The sequence below is a fragment of the Jonquetella sp. BV3C21 genome (assembly GCF_000468895.1).
GTDB classification, from domain to species: domain Bacteria; phylum Synergistota; class Synergistia; order Synergistales; family Dethiosulfovibrionaceae; genus Jonquetella; species Jonquetella anthropi.
This window is the reverse complement of record NZ_AWWC01000018.1, coordinates 22,926-38,013: the sequence shown is the minus strand read 5'-3', so window position 1 is coordinate 38,013 and position 15,088 is coordinate 22,926. Positions and strand designations below refer to the sequence as shown.

The following is a 15,088-nucleotide window of genomic DNA, read 5'->3' as shown; positions in this document are numbered from 1 at the left end:
CAACTACCCTCAGTGCGGACGCACGGGTGGTTTCTCCCCCCCATAATAAAACGCCCGGAGTTCTTTAGACTCCGGGCGTTTCTTATCCGTTCACCACGTTGACAGGGCGCCCAGCAAGCCAAGCGCTCAAATTTGCCGCCAGCTGATCCATGAGCCGCACACGCGCTTCGGCGCTCGCCCAGGCGATGTGCGGGGTGACAACGCAGTTCGGCTGCTTCACCAACTCGCAGATCTGCAGCGGCGGCTCTTTGCCGAGCACGTCCAGCCCGGCGCCGCCCAGCTGGCCGTTTTTCAGCCCTTCCAGAACGGCCTCTTGATCTACCAACGGGCCGCGGGCGGTGTTGATCAGGATCGCGCCGCGCTTCATCGACGCGACGCGGCTTCGGTTGACCAAGCCGCGGGTCTGATCCGTCAGAGGACAGTGGAGAGTCACCACGTCGGACTTGCTGAACGCCTCGTCCAGCGGCACGAAAGACACTCCGTCCTCGGACGGCTTCGCCGAGCGGGCCGACGCAAGGACCGTCATGCCAAAGCCTCGGGCGATCTGGCCAACCCGACGTCCAATTGAGCCATAGCCGACGATCCCAATCGTTTTGCCGGCCAGTTCGAAGATCCGCGTCTTCTGAAAGGTAAAGTCCGGGCAGTTCATCCACTCGCCGTTTTTGACTGCCCCATCGTGCAGGCCGACTCGGTCGGCCAGTTCAAGAATGAGGGAGAAGACCAGCTGCGCTACGTGTTCGCTGCTGTAGCCCGGAACGTTCGTGACGACGATGCCCCGCTCTTTGGCGAACGCGATGTCCACCGGGTCATACCCTGTGGCGATCATGCCGATGTATTTCAACTCCGGCAGCTGGGCGATATGTTCCTTCCGCACCGGACACTTGTTCGTCAAGACGACTTGGGCGCCGGCGCACCGCTCGGCCACTTGGTCGTACGACGTCCGGTCGTAGACCGTTAAATCTCCGAGGGCTTTCAGTCCGTCCCAGCTCAGGTCCCCCGGGTTCCCCGGGTATCCGTCCAACACAACAATCTTCATGCTTTCTCCTCCCATCGTCTTCTTTCTCCGGTAAAATCTACTTCCCTCTTTGACGCTGTATCTGAGCTTTTCCCCTCTCCACGGCTGCGGCGTGAAGAACCTGAGCGAGGACGATCCGGCGAAGCGGCGCCCGGTCGTCGGTCAGGAAGGTCAGCCAGCCGGTCAAGCCCGGCGCGGCGTTTTCCATGACCCGACGAAGGTCTCCCTGCGCCGCCCACTCCTCGCTTTCGCCGGCCTCTTCTGGCAGCGGCAGCCCCATAACCGTGTAAACCGCGTCCGTCATCTCCTGAGTTCTCACCGGGAAGGACGCGCCGAAAACGTCTTTGCCCAACGGCTTCACCGCCGCGATGGCCGCGAACTGGGCCGCCGGCCAATCGTCGCTGGTTGTCGGGACGTCGCTGAAAAGCGAGAGCGACAGCATCGAGCGGTCGCGGAGCAGTTGATCTTGAACCAACGAGACCGGCACGTCCCGAGGCTGCAGATTATTTTTGACCGCCAGCGCCGCCAGAGCCCCAGCCGCCTGCCCGGTCAGCATCGTGATGGGGTGAAGCCTCGTGGCCCCGTTGACCATTCGGGAAACGGAGATGTTCTTTTCCGCGGCCAAAAAGCCGTCAAGGCGCTCAGGGATCAGGCAGCGAATCGGAACTTGAAACGTCCCGGCATGCCACTTGGTCGGAAAGGCTTCCGGCGTCTCGCCGAGGTCTTTTTCCAGCGAATCGGCTTGGCGGGAACCGTGAATGTCAACCGGGTACTCGCCGACGGCGACCGCGTCGCTGAATCGGTTCGACGTCCTGTCCGCGCCCAGCGGCCGCTCGATGTCCGACGCCCGAAGGGTGTAGAGCCCGACCAACCGGCGGCTTTCCCTAGCGTACGGAATGGGCGGCATATTGGCGACGATTTCTTTAGCCCACGCCGGCACGGAGGAGGCGACGTTCAGCGGGCTGTCGCCCGACTCGGCGTACCCCTGCCGAGTGTCCACCGTCCAGTCCGAACCGCCCAAGCTGTTCTGGTAGTAGTACAAAAGCCCGAGGGTCCGCCGCAGGGCCGCCGCGTTAGCCTTCCGCCGGAACGCTTCGTCGGTCAGGTACCGAGCAGGGAGCCCCCGCTTGTCCGCCTTGCGGCCCGGGTAGTCGTTGCCCCAGTTCAGGCTGGTGGACGTGACGTTCTGCCACGTGTCCGCCTTGTCGCCGACAACCCGAAGGTTCCAGTCCGGGTCAGGAATAGCCCGGTACGCGTCGAATGTCGGCTTGTTGTACGGCGCTCGCCCTTTCCCCCAGAACTTGCCGTCAGGCGAGACGATCGGGCTGAAAAGGCGCACCCGCATCGCGTGATATTCGTCGACCAGCTGAGCTTTCAGCGGCTCAGGGACACCGTCCTTTCTCTTGTGAATCGCCGCCACCCAGGTGATGTCCTGTATGGAACTCGACGGGTTAATGTGAGGCGAAACCGAATTGCCGACCCTGTACCGAGCCGTCGTCATCGGAAGGATGTCCCCCAGCTCGGTCGCGTCAATCGTCACGGGCGCACGAAACTCGACCGCCCCTTTTGGGGTGAGCGCCTTGACGCCTTTAACACGGCCGTTTTCCTCTAGGACCGACTGAACCGTCGTGTGGCGGAACAGGTCGATCGCCCCGGCTTCAGCCATCATGTCCAGCAGGATTTTCTGCTCCACCGACGCGCTGCCGCTGGCCGTGTCGCCGCCCCAGTAGCAGATCCCGCTGTTCACTCCCAAGTTCTTGTAATAGCGGCGGAGCCGGTTCAGGAACTCGCCGTACAGCCCGGTGCGGTTGCGCCGAAGGTCGTCCAGAGACGTCACGCCGGCAGCGGTCATTTGCCCGCCGACCCAGCCGGTCGGCTCCAACAGCGCTACTTTCAGGCCCATGCGGGCCGCCTGAATCGACGCCGCGCACCCGCCGGTTCCAGCCCCGGCGACAATCAGGTCGTATGATTTTGGAGCGGCGCTGAGCGCGGTCGCTCCCAAGATGACGCTGCATAACGCCAGACGAAATTTCATATCGCACCTCCGGTTCAGCTTTGTGCTACCATCAAGATGTTTGTATAAATTATACACTAAATCGCTGTTTTTTCGTTTCTTTTTTGCATAGCCTGGTTACGAATCTTTCCCGTTGAGAAGTCCTCCTTTCGCGGTAGTATATGGTCAAAGCATCCTACATGGAGGGAAAGCCAGTGAAAAAAATTTTCTCCTGCGCTGCCGCCCTTCTCCTCGCCTGCGCCGTCGGCCACGCCGAGGAGAAGATCTCTTGGACCATGCCTGAGGCGGCGCCGGTTGGACAGCCGTTTCTCGTCAAGATCAGCGGCCCGTCGAACTTTGATCGGCTGTCGATCAACTGGGCCGGCAGAACCTTTGGCCTCGGCGGCACGAACGGATTGTACCGCACTTTGCTGGGAACGCCGCTGGACAAAACGTCCGAGGGGAAAAATATGCCGGTCCTTCTGACGCTCGTCAGAGGGAACAAGACTTGGCAGCTGCGGCGGCAGGTTAAGATAACTCCCCTCAGCTACCCGGAAGAGCGGCTGTCCGTCGCGCCGTCGTTCGTCTCGCCGCCTCAGGATGTGCTCCAACGCATCGCTCAGGAGCGAGCCGTCGTCTCAGAGGCCCTGAAGACCCAGACGGTTCAGGGGCCCCTGTCGTGGCCGTTCGTCCGCCCAGTGGCAGGCGTCGTCACCAGCCCGTTTGGCTTTACGCGGGTGTACAACGGCCAGAGGCGAAGCCCCCACGGCGGGCTTGATTTTCGGGCACCGCTTGGCACGCCGGTTCACGCCGCCGTCGACGGGACTGTTATTCTCACCGGCGACCATTACTTTGCCGGCAAGTCCATTTACGTGGACAGCGGCGGCGGCGTCATCTCGGTCTACATGCACCTGTCCCGGATCGACGTTTCCGCCGGAGAGCGGGTCAAGGCAGGTCAGGCCATCGCCCTTTCCGGCTCGTCCGGCCGAGTGACCGGGCCGCACCTTCACTTGGGCGTGGGGTTGAACGGCCGGTGGATGGATCCCGCGCCGCTGGTGGGCGAAAAGCCCTTGGCCGCGGGAGTAACAAAAGAGTACGTTTTGAAGTAAACGACCTTAAGGAGGCGACTGCGATGAAGAAAGTAACCCTGTTTTACCTGAAGAACTGTCCGCACTGCAAGAGGGCGCGAAAAATGATGGAAGACCTGTTCGCCGCGCACCCGGAGTACAAGGACGTTCCCCTGACGATGATTGAGGAGAGCGAAGCCCCGGAGACCGCGGGGAAGTACGACTACTATCTGGTTCCCACGTTTTACGTCGGAGACGAAAAACTCCACGAGGGCGTCCCCTCCCCCGAGGCGGTAGAATCGGTCTTCAAGGCCGCAATAAAGTAGCTTTTCCCAAAGCGCATAAAGCAGTCGGGCCGTCTCAAGTCAGAGACGGCCCGACTGCTTTTCGTTTAACCGATGATTTCGTTTTGAAGGACGCCCAGCCCTTCGATCTCCACCTCTACGACGTCGCCGGGAAGCATCGGCGTCACGCCGGCCGGCGTCCCGGTCAAGATCACGTCGCCCGGCTCGAGCGTCATGGAACTGGAGATGTAGGCCACCAGACGGGCGATGGAAAATATCATCTGCCCCGTTCGGCCGGACTGAACGGTCTTGCCGTTCAGACGGGTCTCTATTCCCAAGTCATCAGGGGAAATTCCCTGGACGAGGTACGGGCCGATCGGGCAGGTCCCATCGGCCGACTTGCCCCGATGGAACTGGCCGTCGGCTTTCTGCCAGTCTCGGCAGGTCACGTCGTTGGCCACTGTGAACCCGGCGACGTACTGAAGCGCCGACGACTCGCCGACTCGGCTGGCCCGGTGCCCCATCACGACGGCCAGCTCTCCCTCCAAGTCAAAACGCCCGCAGCCTTCGGGACGGACGATTCGATCTCGGTGAGCCGACAGGCTGGAAAGGGCCTTGCCGAAAAGAAGCGGGACCTCCGGCACTTGGCCGTCGAACTCCGCCGCGTGGGCCCTGTAATTTTTCCCCACTGCCACGATCTTGGTGGGCCGACAGGGCGGCAGCCACCAACTGATTTCGCTTTCGTCAACCTGGCGGCCCAGCGGCAGCGGAGGGCAGAACCACCCTTCGTCCAGCAGCGTGTACGCGCCGTCAGATTCCAGTCTGGCAAGGCGTGGGGTTCGCTCCCCACGAAGGATAAACCGAGTGTAGCGGCGAACGACGTCCGACATCAAGATTCCTCCTTTTGCTTTGAGCCCGCCGGTCCAGATCGGCCTCAAAGAGGTCCCGTCTGGCACTGTTCCAACGGGCGGTCAGCTTATAAGATAGTCCCAGTCCAGCGAAGGGAGTCCTGCAGAGTGAAGATATCAACCAAACGGCTGACTGTCTGCGCGGTTCTTGCCGCGCTGACGGCGGTCACGACGATGGCCATTTCAATTCCCAGCATCGCGACGAAGGGGTACACCAACCTCGGAGACGCGATGGTCATGCTGAGCGCCTACCTGCTCGGCCCTGCTGCCGGCGCGCTGGTCGGCGGTCTGGGCAGCGCCTTGGCAGACCTTCTGTTGGGATACGTTCAGTATGTACCGATTACGTTCGTTGTCAAGGGAATCGAAGGCCTGCTGGCTGCCATGCTCTTCCAAGTGCTCCGGCGGAAAGCCCCTTTGTCCCTGGTCAGCGGGCTCGTTGCGGGCTCATGGATGGCTTTTGGGTACTTTATCTGTGAGTGCTTCATGTACGGCCCGGCGGCAGCGTTAGGCGACATGCCGGCCAACTTGGTACAGGGAATTGTCGGCGCCGTGATCTCGTCGATTCTCTGGCCGGTCGTCGCCCGCCTTGGCAGACGGGCGATCGACTCGCCCGAAAGTTAGTCCGCTATCGAACGTTCAGAGAAAACAACATAAGAAGGCCGCAAAGCGCCCTGCGCTTTGCGGCCTTCTTGTCATTCCTCTTCTGTTCCATCCAGCTTCCAGAGAGCCCAGCGGCGGAACAAAACCATCGCGAGGGCAAACAGGACGACGCCGACGGCGGCGAACGGGACGGCCAGATTCGAGCGAAGGATTCTGGACGGCGCGCCGTCAAACGGAATGCCGTTTGCAGCGCACAGGCGTCTTATTTCCAGCAGGTGAATCACCGGCACGTTCTGGGCCAGACACCTGCCGATCACGCCAGTTCCCTGAAACTCTGACGGCGTTCTGTGAAGTCCCGGACGAAGCTTGAGGACCGACGGGTCGTCGCCGAGGTTCGCTTCCGAACCTCCGATCGAGACGACGACCCGAGGCTTCTTCTGCCTGACCAGATCCATCTTCCAGTCGATCACCTGAGCCAGACTTTTGAGTTCCACGAACGGGACGCCGTGTCGGGCCGCCGTGTTCCTCATCATCTTCAGCGTCTCCCGAGGCAGCTCGCCGCCGATCTCATCGTCGCCGCCGGGCGTGCAGAAGTCCACGCCGGTCTGAATGATTCCGGCGCGGCGAAGGGACGACGCCATATCGAGCCACCCAGCGCCCGGAACGTTAGCCCCCCAAGTCGACGAGCCCAGCGACAAGACCACCGTCACGCGGAGCTGTCGGGCCTCAGCGGCTGCTAGGACGTTCAAGATCATGCCGGGAAACGACGACGACGAGAACACGCACACCTCGTCGCCCTCTGACAAGCCCAGCTCGTCGAACCATCGGCCGACGACGACCGACCAGCGGGCGTCGCAGGCCGTGCGTTTGGCCGCCAACAGTCCCAGCGTGGTGCTCATCTCGCTCCACTCGACGCCGATCATGCCGGTTCGATACGGGTCAGCCGTCAGGTCAAGGCCAAGACCCTCCCGTTCCCGCCAGTTCCACAGGACCTCGTGCCCCCGGCTCACCCGGTCCATCAGCCGCCCTTCCTCCCGGCTGGACGTTCCGCCGCCGACGAAGAACAAAAGGGCCATCACGGCAGCGAGGCAGAACAGCAAAATCCGATTGCGCCGCTTCAGTCGGCTCTGGGCCAGACAGGCGGCGTCAAACTGCGTCAAGTTCACAGCGCCGCCCCCGCCGCGCCGGCAAGCGTCACGAGAAACGACGTGGCAAGCGACGTGGCAGTCACAGCTGTCAGCGTGTCCCAAACTCCCTGACGCTCTACGTCGGCGGCAATCAGCCCGGGCACGACCCAGCCGACCCACAGCCCTTCGGGCATGAAGCGCCCCAGGGCCAGCCGGAAAACGATGGCCAAAAGCAGCGCAAAGCCCACCCGAGTCCGGCCGTACCAGCCCCAAAGCCTCACTCCCAGCCGCAGGGCAGCAGCGACAAGCAGGGACGCCGCAAGCCCCCAAAGCAGCCGCCGAGGGTCTCCTAAACTCAACGCCACCGTACCGGGGCCGACAAAGCCGCCGCTGCCCAGGCCGGTTCGCCGGTCAAAAAGCAGCGAGACCGCAACGCCAACGCCGATGACAGCCGCCGGCTCAATTCCCATACGCCCACCGTCCCTCTTCTATCGCCAAACGGAACCGCAGTGGAAAACCCCGCACGGCGTTTCCGCACCCGAAGACAAAACCCGCCCGAGCCACCAGCTCTCCGAGCCCGTCGAAGTCATTCACGTCCTGCCACTTGCCTCGCCAAGAACCCAGAGGACGGTCTCCTATGACGGCGACGTCCTTCCAAGGCCCCCTGAGCCACGGCTCGAACATCTTAAGCCGGTCAGGCCGGTCAGACCGGTGGTTATAGAGAACGGTCGTCTCCTGCGCCTCCCAGCCTGTAGAAGCGAAAAGCCCCGCCGTGGACGTCACGTCGTTGGCCGAGAAGGCGAAAGCCAGTTGTCCCGCGCCGACTTGCAGCAGGGCAAAGTCGGCGAGGCCGTCGCCGCAGCCTCTGATAGCCAGCTCGGCGCGGCTTCGTTCCACTCCTAGGGCTTGGCAGGCCGCTAGGGCCAAGCCGGCGTTGACAGCCCGAAACCCTGAAAGACCGGCCAACGGCTCGGCCCCGACGAGCCGGGCGCCCCGGGACGCCATACGAGCCGTGAAGAACTTTGAGCCGGCCAGCGGGCCGGGAACGACCAGAATTGTCCCGGGCGGCACCGCATCAGTCAAAGCGTCCAACACTTGAGGCTCTGACGGCCCCCACTGCCCGTGGTCGGGCCGAAGGTTCGTCAGAACGGTGACCTGAGGCTTCAGCCACAGGCCGCACAGCTTCTGAAGCGGCGGGGACACGGCGCTGTTTTCCATCACAACGGCGTCGGCGCTCGGCGGAAGGCTTTTCAGCCACCACCGCATTTCCTCCACGTGAGCTCCCGACGGGCGCAGGATGATCCGGCAGCCGTCCGGCCCCAGCGCGTGGGGGACGACGCCGGTTATCCGCGCCCAAGCCCGGAGTCCGCAGCCGCACAGTCCAGCCCATATCATCCGAGCCACGGCGCTTTTGCCCCGGCTCCCGGTCACCGACATGCGCAACGAAACCGCCATCAAGTCAACTCCTCTTTCTGCCTCCAGCTTTACTTATTATATCCTCCCGTTCGCCCCAATCCGTTTTTTTTGCGTATTCCCTCGGAGGGACAGGAGGCCGTTCTCTTTTGCCCCGACGTGGTATGATGAAGCTACAGTTATATCGTCCTAAAGGGGGGAAAATTATGAACAGACGAACCCGTCTCACCGTGCTTGTCGCTTGCTTCCTTTGCGTAGGGTCGGCGCTTTGGGCCGCCGTACGGCCAGAAGTCGTCCAGCGGGCGTGGGAAAAGACCTTCCCCCTCGCCGAAGTTTCCCTGCCTCAGGGGAGCATCCACTACGAGAGCAAAACTGAACCGAACGCATGGGTGGCCAGCGAGGGCTCGGGGTATTCGGTTCACGTCACCGAGGGGCTGATGAAGGTTTTGAACTCGGAAGACCAGATCGCGGGCGTGCTGGGACACGAGTTGGGACACATTAAGCTGGGACACTTCGGCAAAACGAGCACCCGGCGCATTGCCGAGGCTGGAATTGGCCTGCTGATTTATGACCAGCTCATCCGCAAGTCCAACAGCACCCTCACCAAAGTTCTCCTCGGCGCCGGAACGATTGCCGGGGGGATGCTTGCCGAGTCAGGGTTCAGCCGTCAGCAGGAAATAGAAGCCGACGCTTTCGGCGTCAAAATGCTGGCTAAGGCTGGCTACAACCCTTACGGGCTCTACGACGCCATGATGGCGATGAAGCGCAGCGGCTTCACCACCCAGCCCAACGGCTTCAACTCTCACCCGCCAACTGAACGCCGGTTGAAACGCCTGAAAATTGAAGCTCAGAAGTACCCTTATAAGGGAACAAAACGAAGTTAAGTTCACTCGGCCAGTCAGAGCAAGCAAATCCTGAAAGGAGCGATACCCAAATGAGCAACGCTTGGACCGAAAGTTTCAGCACTCTCGCGAAGAACCTCCGTCCCTCGGCTGTCAGCGGCCTTTTCAAGGCCATCAAGAACCCGAAGATGATCTCATTTGCCGGCGGCATGCCCGCCCCAGAGGTCTTCCCCATCGACAAGTTCGCCGAAGGCGCCCACCTGCTTAAGGATCGGGGCAGCGAGCTCCTTCAATATGGTACCGCTACAGAAGGCGACTCCTCTCTTCGCAGCAGCCTGATCAAGTTCATGGCGCCCCGGCTTGGCCGGACGGTCGACATGGAGGAGATTCTCCTCACCACCGGTTCCCAGCAGGCCCTTGACCTGTTCGCTTGGGCCATGTTCGACAAGGGCGATGCCATCATCACCGAAGAGCCGACCTACATGGCCGCTCTGAACGTCTTCTCCAACCATGGGGCTCAAGCGGTCGGCGTGCCGTGCGACGCAGAAGGCATGATGGTCGACAAGCTGCCGGCCCTGATCGAAAAGCTCCGCGGCGAGGGGAAAAAGGTCAAAGGCATTTACACCATCGTCAACTTCCAAAACCCCGGCGGCATGACGATGACCGTCGCCAGACGCCAGAAGCTGGCCCAAATCGCCGGTGAGTACGGCGTGCCGATTTTTGAGGACGACCCGTACGGCTACGTCAGATACGAGGGCGAACACCTGCCGTCGATCTTCTCGTTCGACAAGGCGGGCAACACGCTGTACGCCGGGTCGTTCTCCAAGATCCTCTCTCCGGGCGTCCGCATCGGCTGGGTGTGCGGCGACAGGGAAATTATCCGCAAGATGAGCGCGTTCAAGCAGAGCACCGACCTGTGCTCGTCGCCCATCACTCAGGCGCTTGTCGCCGAGTACTGCGAGAAAGGCTACCTTGAACAGCACATACCGGTCATCGCCGACAATTACAGGAAGCGCCGCGACGCCATGGAAGAGAGCCTGCAGCGCCACATGAAGCCGCTGGGCGTCACTTGGGTCAAGCCGGAAGGCGGGTTCTTCTTCTGGCTGAAGATGCCCGGAGTGGACTGCGAGAAGCTGATGACGATCTGCCTTGAAAAGATGGTCGCCTTCGTCGTCGGCACCGCGTTCTGCATCGACCCTGAGGCGGGGCGCAACTACTGCCGGCTCAACTTCACCTACTGCAAGCCGGACAAGATCGAAGAAGGCATTCGCCGTATGGCCGAAGCCATTCAGTCCCTCCGAAAGTAAATTCTCGATTCAGGCGGGCGCCCGATTATCGGACGCCCGCCTGCTCTCAGCTAATTCACTATATTTTCCGTGCGAAATAACGTATAATGTTCAGGATCATCTGCTCAGGCGTGTTATCCTCGCACAGATTTAAAACAACAGAAAGGAAGGGTACGTCATGAAAAACCGTTTTACCCGCTTGTTGGCGGTATTCGCCGTTGCCTTAGGACTGGCCGGCATTTGCGGCTTTGCGGCAGCTGCGCCGGCAAAAACTGATCCGACCTTGGCAATCAACAGTTCTTCCGCGGACAACTCATTTTTAATTTACGGCGAAAACATTGAAGAGCTGTCGAAATCGACAACCGCCGGACCGCTGGGGCAATTTGTCAGCAGACTGCTGGGACAAGTCCCGTCCGACCTGCGTCAGACCCTCGCCCCTGAGACGAGCTTTATTCGGGCATGGTTCGAAAAAGAATCCGTCACGGACGTCGCCTTGGCTATAACCCAGTCCAAGCCGCTTGCCGCCAAGGACTACGCCTTGAAGCTCGGCGCCGATCCGGCTGCCGGGAACGCCTCCGGTTTGGCCGACGGCCTGTCGTACATCGGCGAAATGGACATCGAAACCAACAACCTGAAGCTTCTTCTCGCTCTGGCGAATCGAAGCGACGGCGCCTACATTTTAGGCGCGACGTCTGTCGACAAGCTGAACTCCATGTTCGCTTGGAACGGCGCTTCACCTGAAGCTCACGTCCAGTCCCCGCTGAAGGTCTTCCTCAACCTCACCCCCGAGTACCTTAACAGTCAAGCCGGCTCTGACATATACAAACTCCCGGTCAGGCTTGAGAGCGGCTTAGTGCCCCACACCAAGGCCTTCCTTCTTCGCTCTTGGATCAACGTCGCCGAGCTGTGGGCAGACATGGTGCCCAATCGGGCCGGTGGAACCCCTGCCGCGATGGTCCCCTCGTTCGGTAGCGGGACGGCCGCCGTTCTGTCAATGGAAAACGCTTGGATTCCCAGCGACCTGAAGCTGGAAGAGTTCAAAATTCCCGAAGAAACCAAAAAAGAAATTCAGGATACTTTAGACAGCATGGCCGAGTTCGGCGTGACGTGGCAGAACATCGTCGACGTTTTAAGAGGCGCCATTTCGGTCTCAATCAGCAAAGATACCGTCCAGAGCATGTTCGGCCCTGCTCCGGCCTTCTGCGTCAGCGTCTCCGGCCTCAACGCCGAACTGTTCCAGACTCTCCTTCCGATGGCCAAAGAACTGGCCCAATCTCAGCTGGGGCTCCAAGTTAAGGACTACGCTTCCGGCGAGTGGAAGGGCCTGCAGACAGGCGACGGCTCGCCGCTCTCCGTCTGGCTCGCGTACGGTCCCAGCGGGCTGGTCGTGGCTGACGTTGATCCTGCCACTCTGACATTCTCCGCCAAGACGAACGGCGCTTCCGTGTTTGACGTCCTGAAAGCCAACACGCCGGATGCCGCGGCGCCTGCTGCTGACGCGCTGATCCCTGCGTTGCTCGGCAGCCCTCATACGTTCGTTCTCGCGGCCCGCAGCGACGCGTTGGCCCAGCTGCTTAGCGCCTGCGGCACGAGCCTTCAGGCCTTGGGCGTCTCTGCTGATGAACTGGAGCCCATCAACCAAGCTCTGTCCATGGTCGAACACGTCTCGATGACGACCGACGACGGCATAACCGACGTGGAGGTCACCCCCACCGATGCCGGATTGGAAATGCTGCTTCAGACCTTCTAGTTTTCTTCCTGCACATAATAAAAAGAGGACGCCGGAGATCTTCTCCGGCGTCCTCTTTTTGTGTCCTTAATCGTAGTGAACCCGCTGAGCGTTTGCCGGGTCGGCGGGGTTCTGGAAGAAGTGCCCTGCGCCCTTTTCGATCAACTCTTGATAGGACGGGATGTTGGTGATTTCCACTGTCTGCTCGGGGTGAACCATGTTGTTCACCTGAACGAGCTGCATGGTCGTCGTCACGTGCCGGGCGATCCGCTTGTCAGCCGGCCAGCCGTTCTCGTCGATCGGGGAATAGAGCAGCCCCATCGGGTGCTCCGGTCCCTGATGAACCCGGCCTGCCTGCATGACGAACCGATCCTTACCAGACATCAGAAGCTCCTCGTCGGTAATGCCGCGGATTCGGTCAAGCATCGGCTCGGCCACTTCGGTCAGGTAGCTGACCGCGTCTGTCGCGTCGCCGATTTCCCGGTGACTCAGGCCGTGCAGGGCCTTGGGCGAGAACTCCATGCCGATCGGCACGTCGTAGGTCTGGGAGGTAAGAACCATGGATGTCATCGCCGCCACGTCAAGACCTTTCTGGTGCGACACGATGGTGTTCTCCACCGGGTACTCCAGCTCTGCCTCGTGAAGGTCCATCGTCACGTTAACACCCTCTTTCTTGATCATCTCGAGGGTGGCGAAGCAGGTTCTCTCGGCGATCAGGCCGTTTTCCCGGCCGGGCCACGCCCGGTTCAGGTTCCGAATGTCCATGTACGCTAAGCTCTGCCCCGACGGATAATGGACGTAAACTTCAGGATCCGGCCAGCTGTCAAGCGGACTGGCATACCGGTCTCCCATCCGCCACTTCATCTGGCCCCAGTCGGTCTTCACGTGGAAGAACCGGGGATACGCCTCACCGAGCCGAGAACAGGTGGAACCGCTGTTGTTCTGCCGATCGAGGACGATCAGCCGTCCTTTCGTCACCTTCGCGTTGGCCGTGAAAATCTCCGCCGCGATGACGCCCACAGGCTCTTCGGGGTGGGTGCCGCCCTGAACGAGGATCGTGCCGCCCGGCACGCCGCTGTCGAAAATGTACACGTTGCAGTCGTTGACCGAGCCCGGCTTGATGACGCTGCTGTAGTCGCTCAGCCGCTTGACCGCCGTGCAGCCTTCGCTCACCACGATGGCTTCTTTGAAGTTCCGGTGATCGTGAAACAAGTACCCCGCAACGGCGCAGGCTGCGCCGGCGACGATAAGGGTTGCGGCCTTCAGATTTTTAAGATTCATCAGAGGCGCCTCCTACTTCAGGCGCAGAATGCGCAGCACAAAGGGCATCATGATGATGCCGTAGAGAACCACTTCCTGCGGATCCTTCGTCCGAAAGAAGCACCGGGCCACAGCCCACAGGAAGAAAACGCTGATCAGATAGTAAGCGATCGTGACGCCGCTTTCGATAGTGACAAGATCCATGATTCTAACCTCCAATCAGCGCGCCGATACGGCTGCTGTAAATCATAACGACGGTGCAGAGCGCCAAAATGAAGAGCATCGGCACGATTGCAGGACGGACCACGCCGCTGAAATACCCGCCCTTGTACTCCAGCTCCATCTGAGCCGCCCGGCCGACGACAGCCGTCGGCGGCAGGCAGTCGCCGAGGGGCCACATGACAGACCAAGCCGCCAAGGAGATGACCGGGTCATACCCCATCATGTTGAACAGCATGATCAGCGGCACGCCGATCAGCGGCGCGACGGCGTACTGAAGCACGCCTTCCGAGATCGGCAGGATGATCCACAGGACGCCGAACAGCACAGCCATAGGAAGAATCACGATGCCGAGGGAGACGAGCCCGCGGGCGCCGCTCAAGCACATGATCTGGTTCAGCGCGCCCACGACCACCATGATGCCGACGAGGCCCTGCAGGTTGTGCACAGTCGTCGTCGCCACGGTGAAGGGATTTGGACGCTTGGGAGCCACTAGGTAGAGGGCCACGCCAGAAAGGATGAAGATCAGCGGCAGGCCGAGAATCGGGAACGTGAAGGGCAGCAGCCGGCCGGCCAGAACGAGGGCAATCAGCACGACAAACGGAAAACCGGCCTTAAACCAGTTCCAGCCTTCGGGAACCTCAGGCAGCTCAGTCAGCACCTTATCAAGGTCAACTGGCTTCCCTCGCCCGGCCAGGTAGAACGTGGCAAACAGAGCGCCCACGATTGACAGCACTGCCAGAGGCAGACCGAACCCGACGTAAGGCATGTTGGCCCCGGCCGCAGCCATCATCGCCCACAGGTTGATCGGCGGGCAGGCCGCGCTCATCGCTGCCAAGACGAACACAAGGGACACGCGCCGCTCGGGCGACACGCCCATGGCCATCAGAACCGAGCCGACCAGCGCGCCGACGGTCAGAACGGTCGTCGCGCCTGAACCGGTGATCGCGCCGGGAACCAACATAACGGCCGTCAAAAGAAGCAGACAGACCGTTCTCTTGCTGTGGAACGCCACGACGATCCGACGGACGATGAACGCCACGCCGCCGGACTCCTTATAAAGCGTCATGAAGAACGTCGCCGACAGGAAGATCAGACACACGTCGTAGTACGTGCAGGTGCCCTCGACGACGTGCCGGATCATCTCAACGAACGGCAACGCCGACCGGGGGTCGACGCCCTTCGGAAGCACCACATGCGCGATCAGCCCGAACAAGGTGGCCACGAACATGGAAAGCTCTGTGCTGAGCCGCCCCTTCTTGCAGAGGGCAAACGCCAGCACGAGAACAACCAGCACGAGGCCGGAATGTTGAAACATTGTCATGTTTATTATTCCTTTCGCGTC

Annotated in this window: 15 protein-coding genes; 6 read left to right on the top strand and 9 right to left on the bottom strand. The window is 61.1% G+C overall.

The features are described 5' to 3' along the window. Nucleotides 1–82: 82 nt before the first annotated feature. Both HMPREF1249_RS04330 and HMPREF1249_RS04325 read right to left on the bottom strand, forming a co-directional pair. Nucleotides 83–1,036, bottom strand: coding sequence for a D-2-hydroxyacid dehydrogenase (locus tag HMPREF1249_RS04330; protein WP_008522582.1), 954 nt, complete (start codon nucleotides 1,034–1,036; stop codon nucleotides 83–85). A gap of 37 nt (nucleotides 1,037–1,073) precedes the next feature. Then, entirely contained in the window at nucleotides 1,074–3,050 is a 1,977-nt protein-coding gene (locus HMPREF1249_RS04325) for an FAD-dependent oxidoreductase (RefSeq protein WP_008520334.1), read from the bottom strand. Between the two features lie 173 nt (nucleotides 3,051–3,223). Between HMPREF1249_RS04325 and HMPREF1249_RS04320 the strand changes: the two genes are divergently transcribed. After that, on the top strand, nucleotides 3,224–4,117 hold the full coding sequence (locus tag HMPREF1249_RS04320) for a M23 family metallopeptidase (protein ID WP_021775886.1): 894 nt from the start codon (nucleotides 3,224–3,226) through the stop codon (nucleotides 4,115–4,117). Nucleotides 4,118–4,140: 23 nt separating this feature from the next. After that, entirely contained in the window at nucleotides 4,141–4,401 is a 261-nt protein-coding gene (locus HMPREF1249_RS04315; protein ID WP_008520330.1) for a glutaredoxin family protein, read from the top strand. 65 nt (nucleotides 4,402–4,466) lie between these two features. On the opposite strand, the gene HMPREF1249_RS04310 is transcribed toward HMPREF1249_RS04315, so the two are convergent. After that, entirely contained in the window at nucleotides 4,467–5,249 is a 783-nt protein-coding gene (locus HMPREF1249_RS04310; protein WP_008520328.1) for a fumarylacetoacetate hydrolase family protein, read from the bottom strand. A 126-nt stretch (nucleotides 5,250–5,375) separates the two neighbouring features. On the opposite strand from HMPREF1249_RS04310, the gene HMPREF1249_RS04305 reads away from it, so the two are divergent. After that, complete coding sequence (locus HMPREF1249_RS04305) at nucleotides 5,376–5,888, top strand: ECF transporter S component (RefSeq protein WP_008522578.1); 513 nt, start codon at nucleotides 5,376–5,378, stop codon at nucleotides 5,886–5,888. A gap of 71 nt (nucleotides 5,889–5,959) precedes the next feature. On the opposite strand, the gene pgsW is transcribed toward HMPREF1249_RS04305, so the two are convergent. From pgsW to HMPREF1249_RS04290, 3 genes are read right to left on the bottom strand one after another with little or no spacing between them, the layout of a single operon-like run. After that, on the bottom strand, nucleotides 5,960–7,033 hold the full coding sequence (gene pgsW, locus HMPREF1249_RS04300; RefSeq protein WP_008520324.1) for a poly-gamma-glutamate system protein: 1,074 nt from the start codon (nucleotides 7,031–7,033) through the stop codon (nucleotides 5,960–5,962). Continuing rightward, nucleotides 7,030–7,464, bottom strand: coding sequence for a poly-gamma-glutamate biosynthesis protein PgsC/CapC (locus HMPREF1249_RS04295; RefSeq protein ID WP_021775880.1), 435 nt, complete (start codon nucleotides 7,462–7,464; stop codon nucleotides 7,030–7,032). The genes pgsW and HMPREF1249_RS04295 overlap by 4 nt, the downstream gene beginning before the upstream one ends. Further along, nucleotides 7,454–8,449: a Mur ligase family protein gene (locus tag HMPREF1249_RS04290; protein WP_021775904.1), complete on the bottom strand. Its 996-nt coding sequence runs from the start codon at nucleotides 8,447–8,449 to the stop codon at nucleotides 7,454–7,456. Before HMPREF1249_RS04290 ends, HMPREF1249_RS04295 begins: the two co-directional genes overlap by 11 nt. A 164-nt stretch (nucleotides 8,450–8,613) precedes the next feature. Between HMPREF1249_RS04290 and HMPREF1249_RS04285 the strand changes: the two genes are divergently transcribed. The 3 genes from HMPREF1249_RS04285 (at nucleotide 8,614) to HMPREF1249_RS04275 (ending at nucleotide 12,285) form a co-directional block, all read left to right on the top strand. After that, nucleotides 8,614–9,291, top strand: a complete 678-nt coding sequence (locus HMPREF1249_RS04285; RefSeq protein WP_008522575.1) for a M48 family metallopeptidase — start codon at nucleotides 8,614–8,616, stop codon at nucleotides 9,289–9,291. Between the two features lie 50 nt (nucleotides 9,292–9,341). Continuing rightward, the gene (locus tag HMPREF1249_RS04280; protein WP_008520316.1) at nucleotides 9,342–10,556 is read left to right on the top strand and encodes an aminotransferase-like domain-containing protein; all 1,215 of its coding nucleotides are present in this window, start codon (nucleotides 9,342–9,344) and stop codon (nucleotides 10,554–10,556) included. A 157-nt stretch (nucleotides 10,557–10,713) separates the two neighbouring features. Further along, the gene (locus tag HMPREF1249_RS04275; protein ID WP_008522571.1) at nucleotides 10,714–12,285 is read left to right on the top strand and encodes a hypothetical protein; all 1,572 of its coding nucleotides are present in this window, start codon (nucleotides 10,714–10,716) and stop codon (nucleotides 12,283–12,285) included. Between the two features lie 66 nt (nucleotides 12,286–12,351). Here the strand turns inward: HMPREF1249_RS04275 and HMPREF1249_RS04270 are convergent, their stop codons facing one another. Genes HMPREF1249_RS04270 through HMPREF1249_RS04260 form a run of 3 tightly spaced genes read right to left on the bottom strand, consistent with a single transcriptional unit; the run spans nucleotide 12,352 to nucleotide 15,067 of the window. Next, nucleotides 12,352–13,545, bottom strand: a complete 1,194-nt coding sequence (locus HMPREF1249_RS04270; protein ID WP_008522569.1) for a succinylglutamate desuccinylase — start codon at nucleotides 13,543–13,545, stop codon at nucleotides 12,352–12,354. A gap of 12 nt (nucleotides 13,546–13,557) precedes the next feature. Next, nucleotides 13,558–13,728: a hypothetical protein gene (locus HMPREF1249_RS08030; RefSeq protein ID WP_008520312.1), complete on the bottom strand. Its 171-nt coding sequence runs from the start codon at nucleotides 13,726–13,728 to the stop codon at nucleotides 13,558–13,560. A 4-nt stretch (nucleotides 13,729–13,732) separates the two neighbouring features. Next, nucleotides 13,733–15,067, bottom strand: coding sequence for a C4-dicarboxylate ABC transporter (locus HMPREF1249_RS04260; protein ID WP_008520309.1), 1,335 nt, complete (start codon nucleotides 15,065–15,067; stop codon nucleotides 13,733–13,735). Between the last annotated feature and the right edge of the window lie 21 nt (nucleotides 15,068–15,088).

What these genes read in the sequence shown, in the direction of transcription:
- HMPREF1249_RS04270 (WP_008522569.1), bottom strand. Translation starts at nt 13,545, where the DNA reads ATGAATCTTAAAAATCTGAAGGCCGCAACCCTTATCGTCGCCGGCGCA.
- HMPREF1249_RS04295 (WP_021775880.1), bottom strand. Translation starts at nt 7,464, where the DNA reads ATGGGAATTGAGCCGGCGGCTGTCATCGGCGTTGGCGTTGCGGTCTCG.
- HMPREF1249_RS04290 (WP_021775904.1), bottom strand. Translation starts at nt 8,449, where the DNA reads ATGGCGGTTTCGTTGCGCATGTCGGTGACCGGGAGCCGGGGCAAAAGC.
- HMPREF1249_RS04325 (WP_008520334.1), bottom strand. Translation starts at nt 3,050, where the DNA reads ATGAAATTTCGTCTGGCGTTATGCAGCGTCATCTTGGGAGCGACCGCG.
- HMPREF1249_RS04280 (WP_008520316.1), top strand. Translation starts at nt 9,342, where the DNA reads ATGAGCAACGCTTGGACCGAAAGTTTCAGCACTCTCGCGAAGAACCTC.
- HMPREF1249_RS04260 (WP_008520309.1), bottom strand. Translation starts at nt 15,067, where the DNA reads ATGACAATGTTTCAACATTCCGGCCTCGTGCTGGTTGTTCTCGTGCTG.
- HMPREF1249_RS04285 (WP_008522575.1), top strand. Translation starts at nt 8,614, where the DNA reads ATGAACAGACGAACCCGTCTCACCGTGCTTGTCGCTTGCTTCCTTTGC.
- HMPREF1249_RS04275 (WP_008522571.1), top strand. Translation starts at nt 10,714, where the DNA reads ATGAAAAACCGTTTTACCCGCTTGTTGGCGGTATTCGCCGTTGCCTTA.
- HMPREF1249_RS04330 (WP_008522582.1), bottom strand. Translation starts at nt 1,036, where the DNA reads ATGAAGATTGTTGTGTTGGACGGATACCCGGGGAACCCGGGGGACCTG.
- HMPREF1249_RS04315 (WP_008520330.1), top strand. Translation starts at nt 4,141, where the DNA reads ATGAAGAAAGTAACCCTGTTTTACCTGAAGAACTGTCCGCACTGCAAG.
- HMPREF1249_RS04310 (WP_008520328.1), bottom strand. Translation starts at nt 5,249, where the DNA reads ATGTCGGACGTCGTTCGCCGCTACACTCGGTTTATCCTTCGTGGGGAG.
- HMPREF1249_RS08030 (WP_008520312.1), bottom strand. Translation starts at nt 13,728, where the DNA reads ATGGATCTTGTCACTATCGAAAGCGGCGTCACGATCGCTTACTATCTG.